The following is an 11,069-nucleotide window of genomic DNA, read 5'->3' on the forward strand; positions in this document are numbered from 1 at the left end:
CCTCAACTTCGGCGCCCCGGCCCCCCTGGACGTGAAAATCTCCGGGCCCGACGCCGCGGCCAACCGCGCCTACGCCCTGCAACTGCAGCGGCGCCTGCAGCATGTGCCGGGCATCGCCGATCTGCGCATCCAGCAGTCAACCGGCTACCCGTCCTTGCAGGTCAAGGTCGATCGCCTGCGGGCCAATGGCCTGGGCATCACCGAGCGCGACGTGACCAACAGCATGGTGGCGTCGCTGGCCGGCAGCTCCCAGGTGGCGCCGACCTTCTGGCTCAACCCGAAGAACGGCGTGTCCTATTCCATCGTCGCCGCCACCCCGCAATACCGCCTGGACAGCCTGCCGGCCCTGGAGGCGCTGCCGGTGACCGGCAGTAACGGCCAGTCGCAGATCCTCGGCGGCCTGGCGGACATCTCCCGGGGCGAGAGCCCGGCGGTGGTCAGCCACTACAACATCCAGCCCACACTGGACCTGTACGCCAACGTCCAGGGCCGCGACCTGGGCGCCGTGGCCCACGACATGCAAAAGGTCCTGGGCGACGCTGCGGCCCTGCGACCCAAGGGCGCCACGGTCAGCCTGCACGGGCAGATCGACGCCCTGCACGAAGCCTTCAGCGGCCTGAGCCTGGGCCTGCTGGGGGCGGTGGTGCTGATCTACCTGCTGATCGTGGTCAACTTCCAGTCCTGGGTCGATCCGTTCGTGATCATCACCGCGCTGCCGGCAGCCCTGGCCGGGATCGTCTGGATGCTGTTCTTGAGTGGCACCTCGCTGTCGGTGCCGGCGCTGACCGGGGCCATCCTGTGCATGGGGGTGGCCACCGCCAACTCGATCCTGGTGGTGAGTTTTTGCCGCGAGCGCCTGACGGAACACGGCGATGCCCTCAAGGCCGCGCTGGAAGCCGGCTACACGCGCTTTCGCCCGGTGTGCATGACCGCCCTGGCGATGATCATCGGCATGCTGCCCCTGGCCCTGTCCGAGGAACAGAACGCCCCACTGGGCCGCGCGGTGATCGGCGGGCTGATCCTCGCCACCGTGGCCACCCTGATTTTTGTCCCCGTGGTCTTCAGCCTGGTCCACGGCCGCCGTCCCCAATCCGCTGTTGCTGGAGAAAACACCCATGTCGCCTGATCACACCCCTTCGCGCAAACGCCTGATGCTGCTGGGCATCGGCGGCCTGAGCCTGGCCGCGCTGCTGGTGGCCAGCGGCCTGGCCGCGCGCACCCGGCATGAACGGGCCGTCGTTGCCTGGACCGAAACCGCTGCCGTGCCGCAGGTGCTGGTGCTCCAGCCGCAACCCAATGTGCTGGGCGACACCCTGCGCCTGCCGGCGCACCTGGAAGCCTGGAGCAAGGCGCCGATCCATGCCCGGGTCAGCGGCTACCTCAAGGACTGGACCCAGGACATAGGCACCCACGTGGCCGCCGGGCAGGTACTGGCCCATATCGACAGCCCCGACCTGGACCAGCAAGTGGCCCAGGCCCGGGCGCGGATGATCCAGCAGCAAGCCAATGCCCGGCTGGCCCAGACCACCGCCGAGCGCTGGCAGAACCTCTTGGCCAGCCACTCGGTATCGCGCCAGGAAGCCGATGAAAAGACCTCCAACGCAGCCGCCGCCAAAGCCAATGCCGAGGCGGCCGCCGCCGACTATGCGCGGCTCTCGGCGCTGGAGGACTACAAGACCATTCGTGCACCGTTCGCCGGCACCATCACCGCCCGCCACACCGATATCGGCCAGTTGATCAAGGCCGACAACGACAGCGACCCGGAGCTGTTCGACCTGGCGGACACCCACAAACTGCGGCTCTACGTGCCGATTCCGCAGAACTACGCCAGCGTGATCCACCCTGGTCTGCAAGCGCAGCTGACCGTGCCCGAGCACCCTGGCCAGCACTTCAGCGCGCAACTGCTGGGCGACTCCACCGCCATCGACCCACGCTCCGGCACCCTGCTGGCACAGTTCGTCGCCGCCAACCCGGACGGCGCGCTGATGCCCGGCGACTATGCCGAGGCCACACTGGCCATCCCTGCCGACACCCACGGCGTGAGCATCCCCGCCAGCGCCCTGATCTTCCGCGCCCAGGGCACCCAGGTGGCGGTGATCGACGGTTCCCGCCACGTGCACCTGCGCAGCATCCATATCGGCCTGGACCTGGGCGAGCGGCTGGTGATCGACCAGGGCCTGCAAGCGACCGACCAGGTCATCGACAACCCGCCGGACGCCCTGCGCGAAGGTGACCTGGTGCAACTGGCGGACGCGGGAGGCGAACATGCGCCCAAGGCTTAAGCCCCTCGCCGCCCTGCTGTTGCTGGCCCTGCACGGCTGCTCCCTGGCGCCCCACTACCAGGTGCCGCCCATCGACCTGCCGGCGCAGTATCGCGAACAGAACGCCGACGGCCCCTGGCACCCGGCCGCCACGCCCCAGGTCATTGCCGAACAGTGGTGGCTGCTGTACCAGGACCCGCGTCTCAACGACCTGCAACAGCGCCTGCTCCAGGCCAACCCGGACCTCACCGCGGCCCTGGCTCACTATGACGGCGCCCAGGCCTACGCCAGCCAGCTGCAGGCCGGGCTGTTCCCGCAGATCAGCGCCAGCGCCCAACCGTTGCGCCAGCGTCAGTCGGACAACCGCCCGCTGCGCGGCAGCACCCAGCCTTCGGTATACAACAGCAACACCGCCGGTTTTGCCCTGGGCTTGGACCTCGACCTCTGGGGGCGGATTCGCAATCAAGCAGCGGCCGGAGACGCCCAGGCCCAAGCCTCCGGTGACGACTTGGCAGCGGCGCGCCTGAGCCTGCAAAAACAATTGGCGAGCCTGTATGTGCAACTCAATGGCCTGGACGCCCAGAGCCGCATCCTCAGCCACTCCCTGGAGGATTACGCCCAGGCCCTGCAACTGACCCGCGACCGCTACCAGGGGCAGATCGCCTCGGAACTGGACCTGACCCGGGCCCAGAGCCAACTGGCCAGCGCCGAAGCGGAACTGGACGAAGTGCGGACCCAGCGCAACCTCACCGAACACGCCATCGGTGAACTGGTGGGGGAGCCGGCCAGCCAGTTCCACCTGGCGCCCTCGACGCAACTGCTGAGCCTGCCGGGCATTCCCCAGCAACTGCCCAGCACCCTGCTCCAACGCAGGCCGGACATTGCCGCCGCCGAACGCCGGGTGTACGCCGCCAATGCCGGCATCGGCATCGCCCGCGCCGCCTGGTACCCGGATTTCAGCCTGACCGGCATGCTCGGTGGCCAGACCCAGGGCGTGGGCAACCTGCTGGCCGCGGGCAATCGTTATTGGGCCCTGGGGCCGTTGGTGAACCTGCCGATTTTTGACGGCGGCCGGCTGAGCGCCAATGAGCGCCAGGCCCACGCCGAGTTCGAAGAGGCCGCCGCCCATTACCGTGGGCAAGTGCTGCGGGCGGTGCGCGAGGTGGAGGATAACCTGGGGCAACTGCGGGATTTGCACCAGGAGGCGTTGGATCAGCAGGCGGCGGTGAATGCGGCGCTGCATACCCAGACCTTGGCCATGAACAGCTATCAGGCCGGAGCAGTGAGTTATCTGGATGTGGTGACGGCGCAGACCGCAGCCTTGCAGGCCCAGCGGGGGTTGCAGGCGGTGCAGACAAGGGAGTTGCAGGCCAGTGTGGGGTTGGTGGTGGCGTTGGGTGGGGGAGAGTCAGCGTCAAGTTTGTAGCGGCAAGCGGCAAGCTAAAAGCTTGAGGTTTGCCGCCTCGCCCTATGCGTCGCCAACCGTTGCTGATAGTGTTGAGCGGCAAAAAGTAGTTATTATACCCACCACCACGACAGGGAGTTGAAAGCGATGTGAACAGCAGGCAACTCATCGCCCAGATCGAAGCAGATGGTTGGTATCTGGTCAGGGTCAAGGGCAGTCACCACCACTTCAAACACCCAACCAAGCCAGGCCTGGTAACCATTCCCCATCCCAAAAAAGATCTACTGGCCAAAACAGTAAGCAGCATATTGAAACAAGCCCGGCTCTAATCACCCAGGCTCGACGCTCCCAGGTCCGAAGGAGGATCAGTCCATGCTCTATCCCATTGCCATTCTCCCCGGTGACGACCAACACGCCTGGGGTGTGGAAGTACCCGATATTCCTGGCTGCTTCTCCGCCGGTGACGACCTCGACGATGCCATGGCCATGGCCCGCGAAGCCATCGAAGGCCACCTGGAATTACTGGCCGAAGAAGGAGCAGCCATTCCCACCGCGCGCACAGTGACCCTCCACGCCGCCAATCCCCAGTATCAAGGCTGCACTTGGGCCGTGATTGATATCGACATCACTCGCTACATGGGCAAGGCGGAAAAACTCAACATCACGCTGCCGGGCTATTTGCTGAATCGAATTGATGAATATGTGAAACATCATCCGGAACAGAAAAGCCGATCGGGCTTTTTGGCTCAAGCTGCGTTGAGGGTCTTGCAGGGCGTTTGAGGGCTTTGCACTTGCTCTCACTCCCACTTCAGGAGCCCGGAACGAGGCGACGGAAACCGGAGCAGGAACCCTTTGGTTATTTTGGGCTGGACCGGCATTGATCCCTGTACCGCCCCCATGTAGGAGCTGGCTTGCCAGCGAAGGCGCCCGCCCAGGCGCTGCATGGCTCACGGGCCTCTTCGCCGGCAAGCCGGCTCCTACGAAAAGCGCGTAAACGCGCTAGTCGCCACACCCGCAGCAACGGATATGTACCCCGCCCCCTCGCCGTAAGGACGAAACCGCCAGCCACCACACCCGCAGCAACGGATATACCCCCCACCAAAACCAGCCACCAACACCACGAAACAAGCGCTCAAACATCTCCTCCAACACCCTGTTGCAGCGCTATGACGTCGCTCCTATAGTCCCCCTCGCAACCCAATCCGCGAACGACCTTGGCCGGTCGAATATAGGAACGCATCGACTATCAAACCATCATTGCAGTCGCTTTTTGCGCCAGCGATCGAGGGGCATGACGGTGATGCGCGGGGCACCTTCTGGTGCACTGCTGTCCTGTCTCCGGCCAGTCTTTCTGCGCTCCACCGCCCTATTCCTCCCAATCGGCAAAAAGGTGATTGCTCTGAAAAAAGGAGCTGCACCGATGACTGACCATCACCTCCCCGCTTCACCCCCATCGACACCCACGACACCGAACACCCGGTGTTCTACCTCGACACCCAAGCCCCCTTGAGCGACCTGGCCAGCAGCGCCGCCCACCGTTTCACCGTGGTCCGCGACCTGATGGACAGCCTGTCCACCCTGGTGCTGAAAGACATCAGCGATTGCGACCTGACCCGCATCACCCGTGGCGTGCACCTGCTCACCCGAGAAGGCTGCGCGGTGCTGGAAGTGATTCAGTGGCGGGTCGCGTAGGAGCCGGCTTGCCGGCGAAGGCGGTCTTACGGGCCTCTTCGCTGGCAAGCCGGCTCCTACAAAAGCCTGCGTACCTGCAAACGATCAGATGTGGCAACTGCTAAGGCCGTTCTTCTCCAGGTAACGCTGGTGCGCTTCATCCGCCAGGTCGAAACGGCCCAGGGGCACGATCACCGTGGCTACGGGTTTGTTGAGGCGGCCGGAGTCTTGCAGGGCGGTCTTGGCCGCCCTCGCCTGTTCGGCTTGCGCGGCGTTGGTGTGGAAGATCGCCGAGCGATATTTCACCCCGCCATGTTCGCCCTGGCGATCCACCGAGGTCGGATCGTGCAGGTCCCAGAAGTGTTCGATCAGGCGGGTATACGCCAGCACCTGCGGGTCGAAATCCACCTGCACCACTTCTATCTGCAAGGCTTCGTCCGCCGCTTCCACGGCGTAGCCGACGCGGCTGTCCACTACCCCAGGCAAGGCCCGGAACGCGGCTTCCGCGCCCCAGAAACACCCAGCGCCAAAGGTCGCCTGTTCAACTCCACTCATTGCGCCACCCCCACCTTTTCGCCGCTGGCACCCAGCCAGCCATCAACGATCTGCGGGTGCGCGGCGACCCATTCCTTGGCCGCCTGCGCCGCCGGTTGCTGTTCCTTTTCGATCTTGAGAATCAGGTCGTTCAGGGCCTGAGGCTCGATGCTGAAGTTCTCCAGGAACGCGGCGATCCGTGGTGCGCGTTTTTGCAGGGCGCTGGACGCCAAGACATAAACCCGTGCATCCGGGTAGGCGCAGGTGATCTTGCTCTTGCTCAGCCAGTCGGCATCCACCGTGGGGCTGATGAATTTCCAGCAGCCGTCGGCCTTGTACAGCGGGTCGCCCTTCTTGTTGTCCTGGGCGTAGCCGTCGAACGCCGGTTCATCCAGGCGGCGCAGGTCGAAGGCGGAGAAGATCCAGTCCGGGGTGTAGGCGTAGAAGACCACGCCGCGCTGGGCCTTGTAGGCTGCAGCCAGCTTGGCGTAGGTCACCGAGGCTTCGGTGGACACCGATTCGAATTTATCGGCAAAGCCAAAATCCTTGGCCTTGATCTGGCCGATGTAGGTCGACTCCCAGCCCGCCGGCCCCACCAGCAGTTGCGCCTTGCCGCCGCCCAGGGGTTCGAAGAGTTTCGCCACTTCAGGCTTTTGCAGGTCGTAGACCGATTTCACGCCGTATTTGTCTTGCAGGTAGCCGGGAATGTAGAAGCCCTGCACCCCCAGGTACGGCTGCTTGTTGGGCACCAGGGAGCGGGTGCCGCCGGTGACGTATTTGGCCCAGGCGGCGGACTGGTTGGGCAGCCAGATATCGGTGAGCACGTCCACCGAGCCGTCGCCCTTGGCGGCGGCGGCGAACAGCACCGGCACGTCACCGGCGAGGTAGGAAACGTCGCCGTCGAGGCGGCTCTTGATCACTTCGCCAAGGATGTTCTGGATGGCGATGGCGCCGGTCCAGTTCTGCTCGCCGATGACGATCTTGTCCTTGGCCAGCACCGGCAGGGACAAACCCAACAGCAGCGCGGCGGCGCCAAGGGTACGGGTAAACGACTTGTTCAAGGGACACCTCATGATTGATGCAATGTGCGATCCCGCTGGCGCAGGGTCGCTTGAATGATGCGGTCGGGAATCAACGCGCAGAACACAATCGCGGCGCCGGCCAACATGCCCTCGCCACCCTTGATGTTGCGCAGCGCGGTCATCACGTCGTAGCCCAGGCCACCGGCGCCGATCAGCGCCGCCACCACCACCATCGACAGGCTCATCACCAGGGTCTGGTTGATCCCCAGTAGCAAGGAGCCCGCAGCCAGGGGCAGTTCGACCTTGGTCAGGATCTGCCACGGCGTGGCGCCGTGGGCCAGGGCTGCTTCGACGGCGGTCTTGGGCACTTCCTGAATCCCCAGGGCGGTGAGGCGGATCATCGGCGCCAGGGCGAAGATCACCGTGGCGATCACTGCCGGGGTCTTGCCCACCGAGAAGAACGCCACCGCCGGGATCAGGTACACGAAGGTGGGCAAGGTCTGCATCACGTCCAGGAGCGGAGTGATCAGGCGCCGGGCCAGGGCGCGCTTGGCCAGGAGGATGCCGGCGGGTACGCCGATCAACAGCGAGATCAGCACCGAGGAGCCCACCAGGGCCAGGGTGGCGATGGTCCGTTCCCAGAAACCGAACAGGCCGATGTAGATCAAGGCTGCGGCACTGGTCAGGGCCAGGGCGGCGCCGGCGCTGCGCCAGGCCAGCAGCACCAGGGCCAGGGCCGGCACCGGCCAGGGCAGCCAGCCCAGCAGGCTTTCGATGCTTTCGATCACCGTGCGCACGGCGACTATCACGCCGACGAAGGTGCTTTCAAAAGTCACCTGGGACCAGGCAATCAGTTGATCGATGGCCGCGGCGGTGCCCAGCAGCACTTGGCGGTCGGCGGGAAATTGCAGCCAGGGGCCAGAGGCATCGGTGGCCAACACCCGCCACAGCACCAGGGCCTGGGACAGCAGCAACACCAGCCACGGCAGACGCCAGTCCGAACGCCCCAGGCGGCTGGGGCGGCGGGCCAGGGCCAGGCTCAACAGGCGGCTGAGCAGCAAGCCGATGAGCGCCAGGGCGGCCCAGGCGAAACTGGCCGTGGCCAGCCCTCGCCCCAAGGCTGCGGCCGCCCCCAATTCCAGGGCGAAGCCCAGCCAGTACAGGCCACCGCGACCGCTGGCGGCCAGGGCGGCCGGCCCCAGCAGCAGGGCCTGGGCAGAGGACAGTCCGGGGCTGACCGGCGCCGGGGTCGTCGCGCTCTTGCGCGGGGCAATCGTCGCCACCGGCGTGGCGCTGCGGGCGCCGTGTTCCTGAAAGAAGTCCGCCACTTCGGCATCCGCCGGCTGCTTCAGCAATTCCTCGGGCGTGCCGACCTGAATCAGCTGGCCGTGGCGCAGCACGGCGATGCGGTCCGCCAGACGCAGGGCTTCCGCCGGGTCGTGGGTCACCAGCAAGGTGGTGATGCCACGCTCGCGCACCACCTGCAGAAAGTGGCTTTGCAGGTCGCGGCGGATGGTCGGGTCCAGGGCGCTGAAGGGTTCGTCCATCAGCAGGATGTCCGGCTCGCTGACCAGGGCCCGGGCCAGGCCGACCCGCTGCTGCATGCCGCCGGACAGCTCATGGGGGTAGTGATCGCCCCAGCCTTCCAGGCCCATGGCCTGCAGTTGCACGTCGGCTGAGGCATGGCGCAGGGCCTCAGGCTCGCCGCGCAGTTCCAGGGGCAAGGCGACGTTGTCGCGGACGCTGCGATGGGGCAGCAGGCCAAAGTGCTGGAACACCATGCCGATGCGCCGCGAACGCAGGGTGCGCAGTTCCCTGGCCGAAAGCTGGCTGATGGCCGAACCGTCGATCAGCACTTCGCCGCTGCTGGGCTCGATCAACCGGTTTATATGGCGCAGCAAGGTGGACTTGCCGCTGCCGGAGGTGCCCATCAGGCACAGCACCTCGCCACGGCGCACCTTGAGGCTGACCTGCTCAACCGCAGGCGGAGCGGACTGGCCACGGCGGCGGGCGTAGTGCTTGGTCAGGTGGCGCAACTCCAGCACCACGTCGGCGTTAACCGCGGGCGGGCTGATTGAGGCAGGGACGGCAAAGGCCTCTTGGGGGTGAACGGCAGACACGGGAACTCCTGACGCCGGGCGCGGGGTGGCGTAACCGGCGGTGAACAAGAAAAAAGGGGGGGACCTGTTCGCCGGCAAGCCGGCTCCTACAGGCGAAAGCAATCTAACGGTCAATTACAACGATTTCGGGCTCCACAACTGCACGGCCCGGGCATCCACCGGCTTGGGCAACAGCTTTTCCTGGTAGAAGGCATCGGCGATTTTCTGCTGCTCGCCCAGGGCGTCGGGCTTGACCGCTTCCACCTTGTAGGTGCGGCGGCTGTTGGCCAGTTCCACCGTCGGCACATCCAGGTTGCCCCACAGCGGGCCCAGCAGTTTTGCCGCCTCGGCCGGGTGCGCCTTGACCCAGGTGCCGGTCTTCTGCAACTCGGCGAACACTTGCTGCAGCACCTCGGGATGGGCCTTGGCGTAGTCGTTGGAAGCCAGGTAGTAACGGCGATAGCTGGCCAGCCCCTGGCCGTCGTGCAGCACTCGCGCGCCCTGCTGGCGCTGGGCGCTGGCGACAAAGGGTTCCCAGGTGACCCAGGCATCGACCTTGGCGGTTTCCAGCGCCGCGCGGCCATCGGCCGGGGTCAGGTACACCGGCTGGATATCGGCGAAGCTCAAGCCCGCTTCGCGCAAGGCGGCGATCAGCAGGTAGTGGCTGCCGGCAGCCTTGGTCACGGCGATGCGCTTGCCCTTGAGGTCGGCCAGGGACTTGAGCGACGAATCCTTGGGAATGACGATGGACTGGGCCGCCGGGGAGGGAGTCTCGCTGGCGAAATAGGTCAGCTGGGCCCCGGCGGCCTGGGCGAAGACCGGCACCGTGTCGGCAACATCGGCGCTGATGTCGACATTGCCCACGTTCAGCGATTCCGCCAACGGCAGGCCACTGGTGAACTCGTGCCAGGTGATGTTGACGCCCTGCCCCGCCAGCTGTTTTTCCAGGGTGCCCTGGGCCTTGAGCAGGGCCAGCAGGGTCGAGGATTTCTGGTAGCCGATGCGCAGGTCGGTATCGGCCTGGGCATTGAGGGTCATGCCCAGCGCCAGGCCGGCCAGGGCGGTGATCGACAAGCTACGACGCAAAGCAAAGGGCAGGCGCATGGGGGCGAACCTTCTGGGAGACAGGAAAGTCGCTAAAAGCTAATCGATCTAACAAATCGAAAATAAATACTTTTTAGGAATTAGCTTAGGTTCGTGCGATTGACCGGTGCTAACGGCCGCAGGGCACCGATCCACCGAACTTCGACTGTCGCATACAGAAGTAGCCGTGCTTCTTCAAGGTTATCGGGGCTGCCGCACAGGGCAGCAGGGCCTGATTGACCTCGATCGACAAGCGCTCGCCCTGCAGCTCACGAGCGTCCAGGTGGATGCGACAGCTGTTCGCCAATTGACGGGGTGGATAGCCAATATGGCTGATGACCCGGTTATCCATCTTCAGCACCAGGGGGTTCTGCGCGGAAGAAGTGCAAGCCACCAGGCCCGGGTGACTGGCACGGATTTCCACGGAGTCGTCAGCACCGAGCGAGGCGGAAAACAAGGGAACCAGAAACAGCGAGACCAGTTGGTGAGGAGTGCTGGACTGCACACTCACATAGAGCGGCTCGGCCCCGCAGGCCAGCTTGAACGAAGTGCCCTGGTCATAGTTGCCGGTGCTGGCATCCTGCCAACCGCCGAGGCTGTCAGCCTTCCAGTCGTGGCCCCATTTGTAATCGATACAGCCCCCCAGGCTCAGAGCCAGGGCCAGACAGAGCGCCATCCTGTGCATAGCCGGCATCCAGTGCGAAAAATTTCGCCAGTGTACCCCGGCAAAGCACCTCACGATGCCCCGTGTAGGAGCTGGCTTGCCAGCGAAGGCGTCGGCACTGGCGATGCATGTCTTGCCGGCCTCTTCGCCGACAAGCCGGCTCCTACGGGGATGGTGGTGTGGGCGGATTCGTGGAAACACCACAAGCCCCGTGTAGGAGCTGGCTTGCCAGCGAAGGCGTCGGCACCGGCGATGCACATCTGGCGGGCCTCTTCGCCGGCAAGCCGGCTCCTACGGGGATGGTGGTGTGGGCGGATTCGTGGAAACACC

At 65.2% G+C, this 11,069-nt stretch carries 11 protein-coding genes; 6 read left to right on the forward strand and 5 right to left on the reverse strand.

Going from position 1 to position 11,069, the window contains the following annotated elements; all coding sequences use genetic code 11:
• The 6 genes from BLX41_RS34900 to BLX41_RS09315 form a co-directional block, all read left to right on the forward strand.
• A partial coding sequence (locus tag BLX41_RS34900) for an efflux RND transporter permease subunit (RefSeq protein WP_259744607.1) occupies nt 1-1,126 on the forward strand: 1,126 nt, incomplete at its 5' end.
• On the forward strand, nt 1,116-2,282 hold the full coding sequence (locus BLX41_RS09295; protein ID WP_123724648.1) for an efflux RND transporter periplasmic adaptor subunit: 1,167 nt from the start codon (nt 1,116-1,118) through the stop codon (nt 2,280-2,282). The genes BLX41_RS34900 and BLX41_RS09295, both read left to right, overlap by 11 nt.
• Nucleotides 2,266-3,687 (forward strand): efflux transporter outer membrane subunit, encoded by a 1,422-nt coding sequence (locus tag BLX41_RS09300; RefSeq protein WP_123724649.1) that lies wholly within the window; start codon nt 2,266-2,268, stop codon nt 3,685-3,687. Before BLX41_RS09295 ends, BLX41_RS09300 begins: the two co-directional genes overlap by 17 nt.
• A 128-nt stretch (nt 3,688-3,815) precedes the next feature.
• Nucleotides 3,816-3,995 carry a type II toxin-antitoxin system HicA family toxin gene (locus BLX41_RS09305; protein ID WP_092315415.1) on the forward strand — a complete coding sequence of 60 codons (180 nt, stop codon included), beginning with the start codon at nt 3,816-3,818 and terminating at the stop codon, nt 3,993-3,995.
• A 43-nt stretch (nt 3,996-4,038) separates the two neighbouring features.
• Complete coding sequence (locus BLX41_RS09310) at nt 4,039-4,446, forward strand: type II toxin-antitoxin system HicB family antitoxin (RefSeq protein WP_102864418.1); 408 nt, start codon at nt 4,039-4,041, stop codon at nt 4,444-4,446.
• A gap of 672 nt (nt 4,447-5,118) precedes the next feature.
• A complete protein-coding gene (locus tag BLX41_RS09315; protein ID WP_123724650.1) occupies nt 5,119-5,358 on the forward strand; it encodes a hypothetical protein in 240 nt (79 codons plus the stop codon).
• A gap of 84 nt (nt 5,359-5,442) precedes the next feature.
• On the opposite strand, the gene msrA is transcribed toward BLX41_RS09315, so the two are convergent.
• The 5 genes from msrA to BLX41_RS09340 all read right to left on the reverse strand — a co-directional run bounded on the left by msrA (nt 5,443) and on the right by BLX41_RS09340 (nt 10,760).
• Nucleotides 5,443-5,892 carry a peptide-methionine (S)-S-oxide reductase MsrA gene (gene msrA / locus BLX41_RS09320; RefSeq protein ID WP_123724651.1) on the reverse strand — a complete coding sequence of 150 codons (450 nt, stop codon included), beginning with the start codon at nt 5,890-5,892 and terminating at the stop codon, nt 5,443-5,445.
• A complete protein-coding gene (locus BLX41_RS09325) occupies nt 5,889-6,944 on the reverse strand; it encodes an ABC transporter substrate-binding protein (protein WP_041117702.1) in 1,056 nt (351 codons plus the stop codon). Before BLX41_RS09325 ends, msrA begins: the two co-directional genes overlap by 4 nt.
• The gene (locus BLX41_RS09330; RefSeq protein WP_123724652.1) at nt 6,941-9,013 is read right to left on the reverse strand and encodes an ATP-binding cassette domain-containing protein; all 2,073 of its coding nucleotides are present in this window, start codon (nt 9,011-9,013) and stop codon (nt 6,941-6,943) included. The genes BLX41_RS09325 and BLX41_RS09330 overlap by 4 nt, the downstream gene beginning before the upstream one ends.
• A 114-nt stretch (nt 9,014-9,127) precedes the next feature.
• Complete coding sequence (locus BLX41_RS09335) at nt 9,128-10,096, reverse strand: aliphatic sulfonate ABC transporter substrate-binding protein (RefSeq protein WP_123724653.1); 969 nt, start codon at nt 10,094-10,096, stop codon at nt 9,128-9,130.
• Nucleotides 10,097-10,205: 109 nt separating this feature from the next.
• Entirely contained in the window at nt 10,206-10,760 is a 555-nt protein-coding gene (locus BLX41_RS09340) for a hypothetical protein (RefSeq protein ID WP_259744609.1), read from the reverse strand.
• Nucleotides 10,761-11,069: the final 309 nt, after the last annotated feature.

Origin of the sequence: Pseudomonas protegens (assembly GCF_003732485.1) — a bacterium.
Classification (GTDB): Bacteria; Pseudomonadota; Gammaproteobacteria; order Pseudomonadales; family Pseudomonadaceae; genus Aquipseudomonas; species Aquipseudomonas protegens_B.